At 67.0% G+C, this 16056-nt stretch carries 15 protein-coding genes; 8 read left to right on the forward strand and 7 right to left on the reverse strand.

Translation table 11 applies throughout. The features are described 5' to 3' along the window. Positions 1–149 precede the first annotated feature (149 nt). Positions 150–1547 (forward strand): GGDEF domain-containing protein, encoded by a 1398-nt coding sequence (locus PQU89_RS11190; protein WP_272765897.1) that lies wholly within the window; start codon positions 150–152, stop codon positions 1545–1547. Between the two features lie 239 nt (positions 1548–1786). On the opposite strand, the gene PQU89_RS11195 is transcribed toward PQU89_RS11190, so the two are convergent. Continuing rightward, positions 1787–2659 (reverse strand): EamA family transporter, encoded by an 873-nt coding sequence (locus PQU89_RS11195; protein WP_272765898.1) that lies wholly within the window; start codon positions 2657–2659, stop codon positions 1787–1789. A gap of 333 nt (positions 2660–2992) precedes the next feature. Here PQU89_RS11195 and PQU89_RS11200 point away from each other — a divergent pair, with 333 nt between their 5' ends. The 4 genes from PQU89_RS11200 (at position 2993) to PQU89_RS11215 (ending at position 6935) form a co-directional block, all read left to right on the forward strand. Continuing rightward, complete coding sequence (locus PQU89_RS11200) at positions 2993–3199, forward strand: hypothetical protein (RefSeq protein ID WP_272765899.1); 207 nt, start codon at positions 2993–2995, stop codon at positions 3197–3199. 99 nt (positions 3200–3298) lie between these two features. Further along, on the forward strand, positions 3299–4510 hold the full coding sequence (gene nirJ / locus PQU89_RS11205; RefSeq protein WP_272765900.1) for a heme d1 biosynthesis radical SAM protein NirJ: 1212 nt from the start codon (positions 3299–3301) through the stop codon (positions 4508–4510). After that, on the forward strand, positions 4507–6054 hold the full coding sequence (locus tag PQU89_RS11210) for a nitrite reductase (RefSeq protein ID WP_272765901.1): 1548 nt from the start codon (positions 4507–4509) through the stop codon (positions 6052–6054). Before nirJ ends, PQU89_RS11210 begins: the two co-directional genes overlap by 4 nt. A gap of 200 nt (positions 6055–6254) precedes the next feature. Beyond that, positions 6255–6935, forward strand: coding sequence for a Crp/Fnr family transcriptional regulator (locus PQU89_RS11215; protein WP_047967256.1), 681 nt, complete (start codon positions 6255–6257; stop codon positions 6933–6935). 100 nt (positions 6936–7035) lie between these two features. On the opposite strand, the gene PQU89_RS11220 is transcribed toward PQU89_RS11215, so the two are convergent. After that, positions 7036–8238 carry an MFS transporter gene (locus tag PQU89_RS11220; protein WP_272765902.1) on the reverse strand — a complete coding sequence of 401 codons (1203 nt, stop codon included), beginning with the start codon at positions 8236–8238 and terminating at the stop codon, positions 7036–7038. A 97-nt stretch (positions 8239–8335) separates the two neighbouring features. On the opposite strand from PQU89_RS11220, the gene PQU89_RS11225 reads away from it, so the two are divergent. Then, positions 8336–9229, forward strand: coding sequence for a LysR family transcriptional regulator (locus PQU89_RS11225; protein ID WP_272765903.1), 894 nt, complete (start codon positions 8336–8338; stop codon positions 9227–9229). A 241-nt stretch (positions 9230–9470) separates the two neighbouring features. Here the strand turns inward: PQU89_RS11225 and PQU89_RS11230 are convergent, their stop codons facing one another. The 5 genes from PQU89_RS11230 to tauA all read right to left on the reverse strand — a co-directional run bounded on the left by PQU89_RS11230 (position 9471) and on the right by tauA (position 14147). After that, complete coding sequence (locus tag PQU89_RS11230) at positions 9471–10469, reverse strand: sulfate ABC transporter substrate-binding protein (protein ID WP_272765904.1); 999 nt, start codon at positions 10467–10469, stop codon at positions 9471–9473. 192 nt (positions 10470–10661) lie between these two features. Further along, positions 10662–11495, reverse strand: coding sequence for a taurine dioxygenase (gene tauD, locus PQU89_RS11235; RefSeq protein WP_272765905.1), 834 nt, complete (start codon positions 11493–11495; stop codon positions 10662–10664). 13 nt (positions 11496–11508) lie between these two features. Next, positions 11509–12369 carry a taurine ABC transporter permease TauC gene (tauC, locus tag PQU89_RS11240; RefSeq protein ID WP_272765906.1) on the reverse strand — a complete coding sequence of 287 codons (861 nt, stop codon included), beginning with the start codon at positions 12367–12369 and terminating at the stop codon, positions 11509–11511. Continuing rightward, a complete protein-coding gene (gene tauB / locus PQU89_RS11245; protein WP_373322807.1) occupies positions 12369–13151 on the reverse strand; it encodes a taurine ABC transporter ATP-binding subunit in 783 nt (260 codons plus the stop codon). Before tauB ends, tauC begins: the two co-directional genes overlap by 1 nt. A gap of 12 nt (positions 13152–13163) precedes the next feature. Further along, positions 13164–14147, reverse strand: a complete 984-nt coding sequence (gene tauA / locus PQU89_RS11250; RefSeq protein WP_272765907.1) for a taurine ABC transporter substrate-binding protein — start codon at positions 14145–14147, stop codon at positions 13164–13166. A 248-nt stretch (positions 14148–14395) separates the two neighbouring features. Here tauA and PQU89_RS11255 point away from each other — a divergent pair, with 248 nt between their 5' ends. Both PQU89_RS11255 and PQU89_RS11260 read left to right on the forward strand, forming a co-directional pair. Further along, positions 14396–15232, forward strand: a complete 837-nt coding sequence (locus PQU89_RS11255; RefSeq protein WP_272765908.1) for an EAL domain-containing protein — start codon at positions 14396–14398, stop codon at positions 15230–15232. Between the two features lie 122 nt (positions 15233–15354). Beyond that, positions 15355–15990, forward strand: coding sequence for a peroxiredoxin (locus PQU89_RS11260; protein WP_272765909.1), 636 nt, complete (start codon positions 15355–15357; stop codon positions 15988–15990). Positions 15991–16056: the final 66 nt, after the last annotated feature.

Here is a 16056-nt window from a genome sequence, read left to right on the forward strand (position 1 = left end):
GCGTATCGCTGCGCTGGCAGGCATTTTTTTTGCCGGCGGCACTGGCAATTGTCACGGCTATCGCCAACACTGCAGCTAGCGGCAGTACAGATGCATGAACGGTTTGCAGGCACTGCCCGTCAATATCAATTGCCGGTATGCTTGCCGATATGGAAACCAAGACCTGTGCACCGCTGGGCAGTTTCATCGACCTGATGCTTGATGCCATCTGCGTTGTCGACGCCGAGGGCCGCTTCGTGTTTGTCAGCGCCGCCTGCGAGCGCATTTTCGGCTATGCACCGGAGGAGATGATCGGCAAGCCGATGATCGAGCTGGTGCTGCCGGAAGACCGGCCGCGCACGCTGCAGGCGGCCAGCCAGATCATGTCCGGCCAGCCCAAGCCCCACTTCGAGAACCGCTACGTGCGCAAGGACGGGCAGGTGGTGCACATCATGTGGTCGGCGCGCTGGTCGGAGCGTGAACAGGTGCGCGTGGCGGTGGCGCGCGACGTGACCGAGCTGAAACAGGCAGCCACCATGCAGGCGGCGCTGTACGCCATTTCCGAGGCGGCGCACGCGGCGGAGGACATGATGGCGTTGTTCCGGCGCATACACCGCATCATCGGCGAGCTGCTGCCGGCGCACAATTTCTCGGTGGCGCTGTACGACGCGGTGCACGACCAGCTGAGCTTTCCCTACCACGTCGATGTGCAGGAGCCGTCGCCGGTGGTGCGCAAGCCGGCTGCCGGCACGCTCTGCGCCGAGGTGATCCGCAGCGGCCAGCCGCTGCTGCTGACCCCGGAGACGCTGGACGGCTTCCCTGCGCATCTGCGCCAGATCGTTGGCCGCAAGTCGCTGTGCTGGCTGGGAGTGCCACTCAATTCCTCCAAGGGCACCATCGGCGCGCTGGTGCTGAAAAGCTACTCCGGCGGCGTGCGTTACGGCGAAAAGGACAAGGAGCTGCTGCAGTTCGTCTCCAACCAGGTTGCTACCGCCATCGAGCGTCACCAGCTGCACGCGCGGCTGCGCTACATGGCGCAGTACGACGAGTTGACCGGGCTGCCCAACCGTGGCCTGCTGTTCGACCGCCTGCACACCGCGCTGGCGAGGGCGCGGCGCGAACAGGGGCGGCTGGCGCTGCTGTATCTCGATCTCGACAAGTTCAAGCAGGTCAACGACACCCACGGCCACCCGGTGGGGGACCAGCTGCTGCGCGCGGTCGCCAGGCGGCTGCAGCAGTGCGTGCGCGAGGCCGACACCGTGGCGCGCATCGGCGGCGACGAGTTCGTGGTGCTGCTGGAAAGCCTGCAGCAGCCGCAGCATGCGCAGCCGGCCGCCGACAAGCTGCGCGGGGCGCTGGATCAGCCGCTGACCATCGACGGCCACAGCCTGCGCATCCTGCCCAGCATCGGCATCGCGCTGTACCCGGAGCACGGCGACACCGCGCAGGCGCTGCTGCGCCACGCCGACGACGCGATGTACCGGGCGAAGAAGGGTGGCGAGGCCTGCTTGCCGCCGCAGGAGCATCCCCTGTCCGATGACGGTGGTCGCGAACAGCAGCCGGCGTGAACGTCACGGCGGCGGTGCTCGCGGCTTGATGTGCCGGCAGAGCCGCAGCACGCGGCGCAGTCCGCCAGCCACACGCCCGCGCTGAGCGCACGGCGTCATTGTCCAAATCCCGAATTCCGAATCCGGCTAGCGTAAACCGCTCCGCCAGACAAAACGTTGGCCGCCACCGTCAGACGGTGGCGGCCAAGTGTTTACCTGCTGCCGCGCGGCAGGCGTGACCTGCCGGTGCGGGCGCTCGCTCAGTTGGCGGCAGGCGCCGACAAGCGCAGCCGGCCCCAGCGGTTGATCCACAGCGAGGCGAGGATCACCGTGCCGCCCAGCGCCAGGCGCGGCAGGTCGGCGTCGCGGTTCCAGATCAGTACATTGACCAGCAAGCCGGCCGGCACGTGCAGCTCGTTCATGATCGCCAGCGTGCCCGCGCTGACGCGGGTGCTGCCCTTCACCCACCAGTACATGCCCAGCGCGGTGGCGAACAGTCCCATGTACACCAGCACCCCCCACTGCATCGCGGTGTGCGGCAGGCGTGCCGGGTTGCCGAAGATCAGGTAGGACGGCAGCGCCAGCAGCAGCGCGCCGAGGAAGAAATGGCCGAAGAAACGGTGCAGCGGCTGCGATACCGGATACTGCTGCAACAGGCGGCGGCACAGCACCTGGCCGGCGGCAAAGGTGGCGTTGGCCAGCTGCAGCAGCAGGAAGCCGGTCAGGTATTCGCCCTCCAGCGGCTGGAAGCGGATGATGACGCCGCCGCCGACCGCCACCGCGGCCGCCAGCAGTGCCCAGCGGTTGAGACGGCGCGCCAGCGCGTCGTCGAGCAGGGTGACGTAGATCGGCGTCAGCACCGTGAACAGCAGCACCTCCGGCACCGTCAGCACGCTGAAGCTGCGGTACAGGCACAGGTAGGTGACGCCGAACTGCAGCGCGCCGGCCAGCCAGAAGCCGGCCACCAGCCGCGATGGCAGCCCGCGCCAGACGGTAAACGGCAGGAACACCGCGGCGGCAATCAGCACGCGCAGCAGCACGGCGAAGTCGCTGTCGACCTTGCCGGCCAGGTATTCGCCGATCAGGCTGAAGGAAAACGCCCACAGGATGGTAACGATGATCAGGTGACGCATGGGGTGGCTTTGCAATGTCAGGACGGGTGGCGATGATAGGCGATGGCGCGCCGCTTGGGAACGGCGGGTGCCAGCGTAAGACGCGGCAGGCACTACAATGAAGTAAGCACCTGTTCACGATCTGCTGCGACTTGATCTCAATGGGGCGATACGGCGTTAAAACGGCTTCGGCATGCTGGTTTATATCCGGATAAGCGCCGCTTCCTCAGCCGTTTTCGCCTTGTCTCGCGTGAGCATGTGGGATCGTGAACACGTTCTAAGCGCCGCAGGGCGCGAAACGGTATCGGCCTGTCCGCCGCCATGCGGCAGGGGCAGGTCGCGGAGGGACGCATCATGACATCCTTGCGCAAGCAGCGTGGCTGGTACAACGGCGCTTACTTATTCACCGCCATTTTCGTGCTGGTGCTGTTCATGTCGCAGCCGTGGTTGCCGCTATTGCTGCTGGCGGCGCTGGCCGGCGCCGGCATCGTGATCGGCATCGCGCGCGGCAGCCACTACCTGAAACAGTGGCTGAGCGAGCACCCGCTACACTGGCACTGAACGGCGCAGCCGGCCGGACTGGCAAGCCCTTGACTGCGGTCAAGGAGCGCGGGCGGGACAAGTCCGACGATGACGCCATCGTCATTGCCGGAGGCTGTCATGCTGCGCCTCACCCACTACCTGCAAAGCCTGCTGCAACCCGCCCCCGTCGCACCGCCGCGCCAGCCCAGCGGCCCGGTGCTGATCTGGAACCTGATCCGCCGCTGCAACCTGACCTGCCAGCACTGCTACTCCATCTCCGCCGACAAGGACTTCGCCGGTGAGCTGAGCACCGCCGAGGTGTTCACGGTGATGGACGACCTGAAGGCCTTCGGCGTGCCGGTGCTGATCCTGTCCGGCGGCGAGCCGCTGCTGCGCCCGGACATCTACGACATCGGCCGCCGCGCCAAGGAGATGGGCTTCTACGTCGGCCTGTCCAGCAACGGCACGCTGATCAATGCGGCCAACGTTGGCCGCATCGCCGACGTCGGCTTCGACTACGTCGGCGTCAGCCTCGACGGCATCGGCGCCACCCATGACCGTTTTCGCCGCCTGGACGGCGGCTTCGATCTGGCGCTGAACGGCATCCGCCTGGCGCGCGACGCCGGCATGAAGGTCGGCGTGCGCTACACCATGACCGAGGACAACGCCCACGACCTGCCGGCGCTGCTGCAGCTGGTGAGCGACGAAGGCATCGACAAGTTCTACTTCTCGCACCTCAACTACGCCGGGCGCGGCAACAAGCACCGCGACAGCGACGCCCGCCACGCGCGCACGCGCTGGGCGATGGAGCTGCTGATCGAGTCCTGTCTTGCCCACCTGCGTGCCGGCACGGCCAAGGAGTTCGTCACCGGCAACAACGACGCTGACGGCGTCTACCTGCTGCAGTGGGCGGCGCGACACTATCCCGAGCAGCTGGACGCCTTGCGCCAGCGCCTGACGCAGTGGGGCGGCAACGCCAGCGGCGTCAACGTCGCCAATATCGACAACCTCGGCAACGTGCACCCGGACACCATGTGGTGGAAGGTGACGCTGGGCAATGTGCGCGAGCGGCCGTTTTCCGAGATCTGGCCGGACGTGTCGCACCCGCTGATGGCCGGCCTCAAGCAGCGGCCGCGGCCGGTGCACGGCCGCTGTGCCGCCTGCGCCCATCTGGCGATCTGCAACGGCAATACCCGGGTGCGGGCGTGGGAGCTGAGCGACGACTTCTGGGCCTCCGATCCGGCCTGTTACCTCAGCGACGCCGAGATCGGTGTGGCGGACGGCGCCTATCCGCTGCCGCAGCTGACGCCATGGCAGCGCATCACGCCGCTGGCGGAGGGCAACCGATGAAACTCGCCAGCCTGTTACTGGCCGTCAGCGCCAGCCTGCCGCTGGCGGCCATCGCCGCCAAGCCGGCCGATCTCTACCAGCAGCACTGCCTCAGCTGTCACGGTGCCCAGCGCATGGGCGCGATGGCGCCGGCGCTGCTGCCGCAGAGCCTGGAGCGCATCAAGCCGGCCGAGGTGCTGGCGGTGATCCGCGACGGCCGCGCCGCCACGCAGATGGCCGGCTTTGCCGGCACGCTGTCCGACGCCGAGATCGGCGAGCTGGCAGGGTGGCTGGCCACGCCGCCGGCCACGCCGCCAGTGTGGCGCGAGGCGGATACCGCCGCGTCGCGCATCCAGTATCGCGATCCGGCCAGGCTGCCGCCGCGGCCAGGCTTTGCGGCCAACGTTGATCCGCACAACCTGTTTGTGGTGGTGGAGGCCGGCGATCACCATGTCACGGTACTGGACGGCGACCGTTTCACGCCGCTGACCCGCTTCAAGAGCCGCTTCGCGTTGCACGGCGGGCCGAAATTCTCGCCCGACGGCCGCTTTGTCTACTTTGCCAGCCGCGACGGCTGGGTGACGCAATACGACCTGTACACGCTGCAGCCGGTGGCCGAGATCCGCGTCGGGCTGAACACCCGCAACGTGGCGGTGTCCGGCGACGGGCGCTGGGTGCTGGCCGGCAACACCCTGCCGGAGACGCTGGTGCTGCTCGACGCCAACGGCCTGAAGCCGGTGAAGACCATCGCGGTAAAAGACCGCGCCGGCAAGCCGTCGCGGGTGTCGGCGGTGTACGACGCCGCGCCGCGGCAGAGCTTCGTGGTGGCGCTGAAGGACGCCGCCGAGCTGTGGGAAATCTCCTACAACCCGCAGGCCGACAAGATTTATCCCGGCCTGGTGCACGACTACCAGATGGGCGAGGGCCTGGCCGTGCCCGGTTTCCTCAACCCGCGGGTGACGCCGCTGGCGATGGTACTGGACGACTTCTTCTTCGATAGCGGCTATCGTCATGTAATGGCGGCCTCGCGCGACGGCCAGGCGCAGGTGATCAACCTCGACGCGCGCAGCAAGGTGGCGACGCTGCCGCTGGACGGCATGCCGCATCTTGGCTCCGGCATCACCTTCGAACAGGACGGTCACCACTACATGGCGACGCCGAACCTGAAGGGCGGCCGCGTGACGGTGATCGACATGGACCGCTGGCAGGTGGCGGCCAACATCGCCACGCCGGGGCCGGGCTTCTTTCTGCGCAGCCACGAAAATACGCCCTACGCCTGGGTGGACGCGATGATGTCGCCACGCCGCGACACGCTGTCCATCATCGACAAGCGCAGTTTCAAGGTGGTGCGCGAGCTGACGCTGCGGCCGGGCAAGACCAATGCCCACGTCGAGTTCACCCGCGACGGCCGCTACGCGCTGGTCAGCATCATGGAAACGCCGGGCGAGCTGGTGGTGGTCGATGCGGCGACGTTCAAGGAGGTAGCCGCGCTGCCGATGATGAAACCGATCGGCAAGTACAACGTATACAACAAGGTGACGCGTTCGGAAGGCACCAGTCATTAGCGCCGGCCAGGCTTGATTTGGCGACCGCGCCGGCCACCAAGAGCTGACCCTGCCGGCCAGGGTTGGCCGCAGGCGGCGGGGTACGACTAGCTCTTTCGGCTAGGGTGCCACCGCCTTTTGGCGCATGGTGGCGCGCACCGGCAGCGCGTAGCCTTGCGCCATCCCTTACGGGCGGGTGCGACATCCGCAGGAAAACAGCGATGAACCAGATTGATATTCGGACCTTTTTGCAGCATCAGCCACTGTTCCAGCAGCTGTCCGAGGCGCAGCGCGAGGCGCTGGTGCCGGGCACCCGCGAGGTGCGCGGCCAGAAGGGGCAGGTGATCTTCCAGAAGGGTGACCCCTGTGACGGCATGTATCTGGTGGTGTACGGCAAGGTCAAGCTGGCGCTGACCGCGCAGAACGGCACCGAGAAGGTGATGGAAATCCTGCACCCGAGCCAGAGCTTTGCCGAGGCGGTGATGTTCCTGCGCCGGCCGTGCCCGGTGATGGCGCAGTTCGTCGAGGACGGCCTGCTGCTGCACGTCAGCGCCGAGGTGATCTTCGGCGCCATCGCGCAGGACCCGGCCTTTGCCCAGCGCATGCTGGCCGGGCTGTCGCTGCGCCTGCACAGCCTGGTGCGCGACGTGGAACGCTACTCGGTGGAGAGCGCGGTGCAGCGCGTGGTCGGCTACCTGTTGCAGGTGGAAGACGACGCCAGCAGCGGCTCGGTGGTGCACCTGCCGGTCAACAAGAACCTGATCGCCTCGCGACTGAACCTGACGCCGGAAACCTTCTCCCGCGTGCTGCACCAGCTGGCGGACGAGGGCCTGATCGAGGTGCGCGGCCGCGATATCGTGCTGAAGGACCTGGAGGCGCTGCGCGACTTCGGCTTTGCCTGAGCCAGGCGCGGCCGTACTGAATTTGCCCTGAGCACACCGCCTCCGCCTACCGGCCGGGGCGGTGTTGCATTGCGGCCAACCTTGCCGCCCGTCGCCGGATTCAGTGCCCGCGCAATGGTGCTGACAGCGGCCGCGGCCCGATGCCTGCGCGGCGATCCAGCCGCCCGGACCAGCTGGTAAGCCCCACCGCGCCCAGCACCACCAGCGCACCGATCCACGGCGTGGCCAGCAAGCCCAGCTTGCTCACGATCAGGCCGCCACCCCAGGCGCCGCCGGCGATGCCGACATTGAAGGCGGCGATGTTGAGCCCGGAGGCCACGTCCACCGCATGCGGCGTTTCGCGCTCCGCCTGCTGCACCACGTACACCTGCAAGCCGGCGACATTACCGAACGCCACCGCGCCCCAGGCCAGCACCGTCAGCAGCACCAGCCACGGCGAGCTGGCGGTAAAGGTCAGCACCAGCAGCACCAGCGCCAGCAGCAGGAAGATGATCTGCAGCGCGCGCACCGGCCCGTGCCGGTCTGCCAGCCGCCCGCCCCAGATATTGCCGAATGCCACCGACACGCCGTACACCAGCATGACCAGACCGACACTGGACGGCGCGTAGCCGCTGACCTGCTGCAGGATCGGCGCGAGGTAGGTAAAGGCGACGAAGGAGCCGCCATAGCCCAGCGCCGTCATCGCGTACACCAGTAGCAGCCGTGGCCGGCCCAGCACCGCCAGCTGGGCGAGCAGGCCGCCGGCCGCCGGGGTGGCGATGTTGCGCGGGATCAGTAGCAGGCTGCCGACAAAGGCGATCACCCCCAGCAGCGACACCGCCAGAAAGGTGTTCTGCCAGCCAAAGTGCTGGCCGATCCAGGTGCCCAGCGGCACGCCGCTGACCAGTGCCACGGTCAGGCCGGAGAACATCAGCGCAATCGCGCTGGCCGCCTTGTCCTTGGGAACCAGGCTGGTGGCGATGGTGGCGCCGATGGAGAAGAACACGCCGTGCGCCAGGCCGGTCAGCACGCGGGCGGCCATCAGCGCCTGGTAGCCCGGTGCCTGCCACGCGACCAGGTTGCCGACGGTAAACAGCGCCATCAGCCCCAGCAGCAGTGGCTTGCGCGGCAGGCGGCTGCTCAGCGCGGTGAGTACCGGTGCGCCGATGGCCACCCCCAGCGCGTACAGGCTGACCAGCAGGCCAGCGGAAGGCAGCGATACCTGCAGGCTGGTGGCAATGGTCGGGATCAGCCCGACAATGACAAATTCGGTGGTGCCGATGGCAAAGGCGCTGAGCGTCAGCGCCCACAGGGCAAGAGGCATGATGTGCTCCGGTTGGTGGATGTGCGGCGATTGTCACCGCTTGCCAGCCGCGGAAAAACCGTCTCTACTGGCAAATACTTTTGATTGGGAGTCAACAATGATCGCCACCGACGCGCTGATTGCCTTTGTCGCCATCATCGATGGCGGCTCCTTTTCCGCCGCCGCGGCCCGGCTGCAGCAGACGCCGTCCGGCATCAGCCGCACCCTGTCGCGGCTGGAGGCGCAGCTGGGCGTGCGCCTGATCACGCGCACCACGCGCCGGCTGGAGCTGACCGAAGAAGGACGCTGGCTGCTGGAGCGCGCCCGCGACATCCTGGCACGCCTGGGCGACACCGAGGCGCGGCTGCAGGCCAGTGCCGCCGCACCGGCGGGCGTGGTGCGCGTCAATGCCGCCAGTCCGGTGCTGAACCACCTGCTGGCGCCGCTGGTGCCCGGCTTCCTGGCCGCCTACCCGCAGATCCGGCTGGAGCTGACCGGGGCGGAAGCGATTGTCGATCTGATCGAGGAGGGGGCCGATGTCGCCATCCGCGTCGGTGCGCTGGCGGATTCCACCCTCAACGCGCGCCTGCTCGGCAGCAGCCCGTTGCGGCTGGTGGCGGCGCCGGACTACCTGCAGCGCTGTGGTGAGCCGGCACAGGCGGCGGCGCTGGCACAGCACCGCCTGCTCGGTTTCAGCAGCCCGGTGGCGCTGAATGTGTGGCCGCTGGCACAGGCGGGGCAGCACGGTTGGCCGGTCGAGCCGGCGCTGAGCGCCAGCAGCGGTGAGACGCTGCGCCATCTGGCGCTGGCCGGCGCCGGCATCGCCTGTCTCGCCGATTTCCTGGTCGGCGACGACCTGCGTGCCGGCCGGTTGCAGCCGGTACTGGCCGCCGAGGTGCTGCCTTGGCGGCAGCAGGTCTGGGCGGTGTTCTACAAGCAGGGGCAGCTGGCACCCCGGGTGGCGTGCCTGGTTGACTATCTGGCCCGGCAGTTGCCGCTGCAGCGCAGCTAGGGCGGCGGTGGTCGTGGCCGGCGTCGTCACCGCGCACAGGCCGAGATGGGGCCGGCTGCCACATGTGGCACGCCGGGTTGCGGCCAACCTTGCCGCGAGGCATGTGGCAGCGCTACGCCCGGAGGCCCGGCCACGCGGATGCGAAGCGGCAAGCCAGGTTCCGGTGTTGAGCCACGGTATTGCCGGTGTAGTTTGTCATGCGCCGGGCCGGAACCCGTCCACCCCCGGCGCGGCGGCGGTTTCAACGGCTGATGATCTGGTCGAAGATCGCGCCATCGTCGAAGTGGGTTTTCTGCGCGCGGGCCCAGCCGCCGAATACCCGGTCGATGGTGAACAGCCTTACCTTGCTGAACTGGGCGGCGTACTTGGCGGCCACCTTTGCGTCGCGCGGGCGGTAGTAGTTCTGCGCCGCCAGCTCCTGCCCCAGCGGGCTGTACAGGTAGCGCAGGTAGGCCTCGGCCACCTTGCGCGTGCCGCGCTTGTCGACCACCTTGTCCACCACGCTCACCGGCGGTTCGGCCAGGATGGACACCGACGGCACGACGATGTCGAACTTGTCCGGCCCCAGCTCCTTGCTGGCGAGGAAGGCCTCGTTTTCCCATGAGATCAGCACGTCGCCGATGCCGCGCTGCGAGAAGGTGACCAGCGAGCCGCGGGCGCCGGAATCCAGCACCTTCACGTTGCGGTAGATCTTCTGCACCAGCGCGCGGGCACTGGCGTCGTTGCCGCCCGGCTGTTGCAGCGCGTAGCCCCACGCCGCCAGGTAGTTCCAGCGCGCACCGCCGCCGGTTTTCGGGTTGGGGGCGATGACTTCCACCCCGGGGCGGGCCAGGTCGTTCCAGTCGCGGATGGCCTTCGGGTTGCCTTTGCGCACCAGCAGCACGATGGTGGAGGTGTACGGCGTGCTGTTGTGCGGCAGGCGGCTTTGCCAGTTGGCCGGCACCAGCGCGCCGTTTTTGTGCAGTTCGTCGATGTCGTTGGACAGCGCCAGCGTCACCACGTCCGCCTCCAGCCCGTCGATCACCGAGCGCGCCTGCTTGCCGGAGCCACCGTGCGACTGCTTGACGCTGACGGTTTCGCCGGTCTGTGCCTGCCAGTGCTTGGCGAAGGCGGCGTTGAACTCCTGGTACAGCTCGCGCGTCGGGTCGTAGGACACGTTGAGCAGGCTGACATCGGCCATGGCCGGTTGGCTCAGCAGGCTGGCAAACAGCAGCGCGCCGGCAAGTGGTTTCAGTTTCATGGGTGCAGCTCCGGGTTGAATGTGGCTGTCATTGTCCGGGGGCGGCCGGCGGCGGTGAACCAAGCAAAATTCACAAGCTAATCAGCGCTGGTGCTTGGGGCCGAATGTCCCGCTGCGGCCAACGTTAGCCGGCGGCGACAACGCAACACAGGCCGCGCCCGCAGGCCGGCCTGTGTTGTGCCGCGTGGCCGTTCAGAACGGCTTGTCGCCCAGAATGGTGGCGCGGTGCATGATGCGGTGCGCCGGGCGGTAGTCGTCCACCGCGTAGTGCTGGGTGACGCGGTTGTCCCAGAACGCGATATCACCCGGCTGCCAGCGCCAGCGCACGCTGAATTCCGGCTTGGCAAAGTGGGCAAACAGGAAGGCCAGCAGCGCGTCGCTCTCCGCCGGCGGCAGCTCGTTGATGCGGGTGGTAAAGCCGTCGCTGACGAACAGCGCCTTGTCGCCGCTGACCGGGTGGGTGCGGATCACCGGGTGGTTCACCGGCGGCGTGCTGCGGCGGGTGGCCTCGTAATTGGCCAGCGCCTCCGGTGTCTGGCCGAAGCGCTCCAGCGGGAACGACTTGGTGAAGTCGTGCGTGGCGGTCAGCCCGTCCAGCAGTTGCTGCAGGCGCGGCGACAGCGCGGCGTAGGCGGCTGTGCCGCTAGCCCACAGCGTGTCGCCGCCATACTCCGGCAGCTGCCGCGCCACCAGTACCGAGCCCAGCGGCGGGGTGTCGATGAAAGTGACGTCGGTGTGCCAGATGGCGTTGTCGCGCAGGTCGTTCAGCGCGGTGTCCAGCACCATGATCTGCGGCGTGTCCGCTATCTTCGGGTACAGCGGGTGGATGTGCAGGTCGCCGAACCAGGCGGCGAAATCACGCTGTTGCTGCGGGCTGATGTCCTGGTTCCGGAAAAACAGCACCTGGTGCTGCAGCAGCGCGGCGCTGAGCGCCTGTTGCCGTGTGCTGTCCAGTGGCTGTGCCAGGTCGATGCCGCTGACGATGGCGCCCAGTGCCGGGCTGAGGCGGGAGAAGTGCAGACTCATGACGGTAATCCTTTCAATGGTTTTGGCCGTGCCACGGGGTAAGGCGCTGCTGTAGCCGGCGCAGGCCCAGCTCCAGCGCGAAGGCGACTAGCGCGATGACGATGATGCCGAGCACCACGACGTCGGTGACCAGGAACTGCGCGGCGGACTGGATCATGAAGCCCAGCCCGCGGGTGGCGGCGATCAGCTCCGCCGCCACCAGCGTCGACCAGCCGGCGCCAAGACCGATACGCACGCCGGTGATGATCTCCGGCAGTGCGCCGGGCAGGATCACGTGGCGCAGCAGCTGCCAGCGGCTGGCGCCCAGCGACAGCGCCGCCTGTTGCCGCAGCTGGCTGACGCTGGTCACGCCGTGGGCGGTGGCGATCAGCACCGGCGCCAGGATGGCGAGGAAGATCAGCAATACCTTGGACAACTCGCCGATGCCGAACCAGATCACGATCAGCGGCAGGTAGGCCAGCGGCGGCAGCGGGCGGTAGAACTCGATCACCGGATCGAGCAGATGCCGCGCCAGCGGAAACACGCCGATGACGATGCCCAGCGGGATGCCGACGACGACCGCCGCCAGCAGTGCCAGCAGCATGCGCTGCAGGCTGGCCAGCAGGTGCTGCGGCAGGGTGGCGTCCATGTAGCCGTTAAGCAGCAGCTCGTCGAACTTGGCCAGCACCGCTTGCGGCGGTGGCAGGAACAGCGGCGCAATTAGCCCGCTGGCGGTGAGCGCCCACCACAACAGCAACAGGCTGGCGATGCTGAGCGCGGCCCAGTGCGCCGCTTGTGGCTGCCAGTGGCGGCCGGCCGGCACGGGTGTGGCAGGCGGGGTGCCGAAGTCGAGGGTATCGGGCACCGCGATCAGGGCGGGTGGGGTGGTGGGCATCAGGCGGCCTCCTCGTGACGTTGCCGGAACAGGCTGTGCAGCAGCGATTCGCGCAGGGCGATGAATTCCGGATCGGACTTGATGGCGCGCACGTCCTCGCCGGCGCGGTAGCGCTGGTTAAAGGTTGGCCGCAAGCGCTGCACGATGCGCCCCGGCCCCGGCGACATCAGCACCAGCTCGGTGGCGAGAAACAGCGCCTCCTCGATGTCGTGGGTGATCAGGAAGATGCCGCGCTGCGACTGCTGCCACACGCGCAGCAGCAGTTGCTGCATCTGCTCGCGGGTGAACGCGTCCAGTGCACCGAACGGCTCGTCCAGCAGCAGCACCTGCGAGCGGCTGGCCAGCGCGCGGGCGATGCCGACGCGCTGGCGCATGCCGCCGGACAGCTGCCAGGTGCGCTTGCCGGCGACATCGGCCAGCCCGACCAGACGCAGGGTGTCGGCGACGATGCGCTCGCGCGCCGCCGCATCCGCACCCTGCAGCTTGAGGCCGAAGGCGACGTTGTCGTGCACGTTCAGCCACGGCAGCAGCGCGTCGTGCTGGAACACCACCGCGCGCTCCACCCCCGGCGCCGTCACCGGTTGGCCGGCAAACAGCACCCGGCCCTGGCTGGGCGGGATGAAGCCGGCCAGCACCCCCAGCAGTGTGCTCTTGCCGCAACCGGACGGCCCCAGCGCCACCAGCAGCTCGTCACGCGCCAGGCTCAGCGACACCTGGTGCAGCGCCGGCTGCGACTGGCCGGGGTAGGTGACGCTAAGCTTGTCGACTTGTAGCAGGCTCATGGTCGGCTCCGTCTAGCGCAGGGCGGCGTTGATGAACTGGTTGGTCACGTACGGCGTGTAGCTCGGCTGCAGGCTGTCGACCTTGCCCTGCGACTTGAGGAAGGCGGCGGTATCGCCGACCGCCTTCACCAGCGGCTGTTGCAGCAGCTTGCTCTGCTCGACCAGCGACGGGTAGAGATTGCCCGGCAGCAGCGCGGTGACTTCCTCCGGCTTGCTGCCGGTGAGGCGGGCGATCTTCGCCACGTTGGCCGCATTGCTGGCAAAGCCTTTCGGGTCCTTGTTGTAGCGCTCGAACACCTTGCCGGTGACGCTCACGAACTGCTTGAGGAAATCCGGATTCCTGGCGGCGAAGTCCTGGCGCACGATCCACAGGTCGTAGGTTGGCGCGCCCCATTTGCCGACTTCGGCGGAGCTGGTCAGCACCTTGCCGCTGGCGCGTACCTTGCCCAGTGCCGGCTCCCACACATAGGCGCCGTCGATGTCGCCACGCTGCCAGGCGGCGGCGATTTCGCTGGGGCGCAGGTTGAGGATGGTGACCTTGCCGGCATCCACCTTCCAGTGCTTCAGCGCCGCCAGCAGGCTGTAGTGGGTGGTGGACACGTATGGCACCGCGATCTTCTTGCCGACCAGATCGGCCGGCTTGCTGATACCGCTGCCGTTGCGCACCACCAGCGCCTCGGATTCGCCGATCACGCCGGTGACGAGGAAGGTCTGGATCGGCAGGCCGCGGCTGGCGGCGGCGGCCAGCGGGCTGGAGCCGATATTGCCGATCGGTACGTCGCCGGAGGCAACCGCGGCGATCACCTCGGCGCCGCTCTCGAACTTGCGCCAGTTGATCTTCTTGCCGGTGGCTTTTTCGTAGTCACCGTCGGCCTGCGCCACCTTGGACGGGTCGACGCCGGTCTGGAACGCGATGGTGACGCCGTCATCGGCAACGGCGGCGCCGGCAACAATGGCCAGCGAAACAAACAGGGAAACGAGGGTGGGGCGGGTCATGGCAATCTCCAGTGGTGAATCGTTTGCAATGACGCCATTAAAAAGAGAAACCAGCGGGCGGGGAAATAATAAAAGCCGCGCCCTATATTCATCACCGGCTGCGGTATTTATCGGTTAAATGAATAAGGCGGTAAATGAAATGGCAGGTGGCGTTGTGAATAAAGCAGATGGTGATATCGGTTTTATCTATAAGGCGGCGGTGAATTGGCGGGTAAAGTGCGCTCTGCTATTACTGATGAATATTGGCCATGAAACGCTTCAAGCAGTCGAAGGGTTTTCCGGCGGGATTCGACCCGCAACAATTAAGCTGTTGTCAGCAACTGCTGGCCGCCTTGCCTTATCCCGCGCAATTGCACTGGAACGAGCGCGAGGTCTTTGCCTGCTTTGACGGCTGGTGGCTGACCAGCGAGTTCTTCCCGGTGGCCAGCTTCTACCATGCGGCCCCGCAGCGGGCGCACTACGCGGCACGGCTGCGCATTCACGGCCGTTTCGGCCAGAACCTGCCGGCCAACTGGCTGTTCGCGCTGAACTACGGCGAAAGCAAGACCGTGTCGCTGCTGAAGCTGATCCGCGTGCTGCACCTGCTCAATCACCTGGGACGCAACGATGTCGCGCTGCCGCTGCGCATCGATCTCGATCCGCGCATCTGCCACGCCTTCAGCGACCGCATCATCGATTTCACCACGGCCCTGCTGGCACAGCTGGGGCTGGCCAGCCCGCAGGTGATGTTCCTGCTGTTCATCAACCAGCCCACCTCCGAGCTGGGGGTGGCACTGGTGCGCCGCTACCGCGAACAAGGCCATCTGGTGGGGCTGGGCGGCTTTGGCGACAGCGAGCACGACTTGTCGCGGCTATGGCGGCTGGAGCCGGACTTCGTCTGCCTATCGCCGCGCTTCATGCGCCGCGCCGTGATGTATCCGCAGGTGCGCGACCAGCTGCTGGCGCTGATGCCGCAGCTGGTGGCGCAGGGCTTCGTGCTGGGGGTGGAGGAAATCGTGTGCGACAACATGCTGGCCATGGCGCAGCAGATGCAGGCCCGCTATTACGCCGGGCAGCTGGTGTCGCAGCGGCTGGCGCCGGCCTGATATGCAATGCAGCGGGCACCGGATAAGCAATGCACTTTTGCTTGGTTCCCTGATGCCGGGCGGCTGCCTATAGTGGCCTCATCGCGTGATGACACGCAGCCACTCTTGCATCAGGAGCTACTATGACACTGCGTCTTGGCGACATCGCCCCCGACTTTGAACAGGCGTCCAGCGACGGCAACATCCGTTTTCATGACTGGCTGGGTAATAGCTGGGGCGTGCTGTTTTCGCACCCGGCCGACTTCACCCCGGTGTGCACCACAGAGTTGGGGCTGACCGCCAGGCTCAAGGATGACTTTGCGCGCCGCAACGTGAAGGTGATCGCGCTGTCGGTCGACCCGGTGGCGTCGCACCTGGAGTGGATCAAGGACATCAACGACACGCAGGGCACCACGGTGAACTTCCCGATCATTGCCGATGCCGACCGCAAGGTGTCCGAGCTGTACGACCTGATCCACCCTAACGCCAGCAGCACCCATACCGTGCGTTCGGTGTTCGTGATTGATCCGGCGAAGAAGATCCGCCTGACGCTGACCTATCCGGCCAGTACCGGCCGCAATTTCAACGAACTGCTGCGGGTGATTGATTCGCTGCAGCTGACCGAATACCACAGCGTGGCGACGCCGGCCAACTGGCAGCAGGGGGACGAGGTGGTGATCGTGCCTTCGCTGCAGGATGAAGACCTGATCCGGCAGAAATTCCCCAAGGGCTATCGCGCGCTGCGACCCTATCTGCGCCTGACACCGCAGCCGGGCTGATCCGATTTTTTGTTGTGGCTTTACTTGTTGTCTCTGCGTTTTCTCCTCTTGGGCTTTTGTTGGCCG

It is taken from the genome of Vogesella indigofera (assembly GCF_028548395.1).
GTDB classification, from domain to species: domain Bacteria; phylum Pseudomonadota; class Gammaproteobacteria; order Burkholderiales; family Chromobacteriaceae; genus Vogesella; species Vogesella indigofera_A.

What these genes read in the sequence shown, in the direction of transcription:
- PQU89_RS11195 (WP_272765898.1), bottom strand. Translation starts at nt 2,659, where the DNA reads ATGCGTCACCTGATCATCGTTACCATCCTGTGGGCGTTTTCCTTCAGC.
- nirJ (WP_272765900.1), top strand. Translation starts at nt 3,299, where the DNA reads ATGCTGCGCCTCACCCACTACCTGCAAAGCCTGCTGCAACCCGCCCCC.
- tauD (WP_272765905.1), bottom strand. Translation starts at nt 11,495, where the DNA reads ATGAGTCTGCACTTCTCCCGCCTCAGCCCGGCACTGGGCGCCATCGTC.
- PQU89_RS11200 (WP_272765899.1), top strand. Translation starts at nt 2,993, where the DNA reads ATGACATCCTTGCGCAAGCAGCGTGGCTGGTACAACGGCGCTTACTTA.
- tauA (WP_272765907.1), bottom strand. Translation starts at nt 14,147, where the DNA reads ATGACCCGCCCCACCCTCGTTTCCCTGTTTGTTTCGCTGGCCATTGTT.
- tauC (WP_272765906.1), bottom strand. Translation starts at nt 12,369, where the DNA reads ATGCCCACCACCCCACCCGCCCTGATCGCGGTGCCCGATACCCTCGAC.
- PQU89_RS11225 (WP_272765903.1), top strand. Translation starts at nt 8,336, where the DNA reads ATGATCGCCACCGACGCGCTGATTGCCTTTGTCGCCATCATCGATGGC.
- tauB (WP_373322807.1), bottom strand. Translation starts at nt 13,151, where the DNA reads ATGAGCCTGCTACAAGTCGACAAGCTTAGCGTCACCTACCCCGGCCAG.
- PQU89_RS11190 (WP_272765897.1), top strand. Translation starts at nt 150, where the DNA reads ATGGAAACCAAGACCTGTGCACCGCTGGGCAGTTTCATCGACCTGATG.
- PQU89_RS11215 (WP_047967256.1), top strand. Translation starts at nt 6,255, where the DNA reads ATGAACCAGATTGATATTCGGACCTTTTTGCAGCATCAGCCACTGTTC.
- PQU89_RS11260 (WP_272765909.1), top strand. Translation starts at nt 15,355, where the DNA reads ATGACACTGCGTCTTGGCGACATCGCCCCCGACTTTGAACAGGCGTCC.
- PQU89_RS11210 (WP_272765901.1), top strand. Translation starts at nt 4,507, where the DNA reads ATGAAACTCGCCAGCCTGTTACTGGCCGTCAGCGCCAGCCTGCCGCTG.
- PQU89_RS11230 (WP_272765904.1), bottom strand. Translation starts at nt 10,469, where the DNA reads ATGAAACTGAAACCACTTGCCGGCGCGCTGCTGTTTGCCAGCCTGCTG.
- PQU89_RS11255 (WP_272765908.1), top strand. Translation starts at nt 14,396, where the DNA reads ATGAAACGCTTCAAGCAGTCGAAGGGTTTTCCGGCGGGATTCGACCCG.
- PQU89_RS11220 (WP_272765902.1), bottom strand. Translation starts at nt 8,238, where the DNA reads ATGCCTCTTGCCCTGTGGGCGCTGACGCTCAGCGCCTTTGCCATCGGC.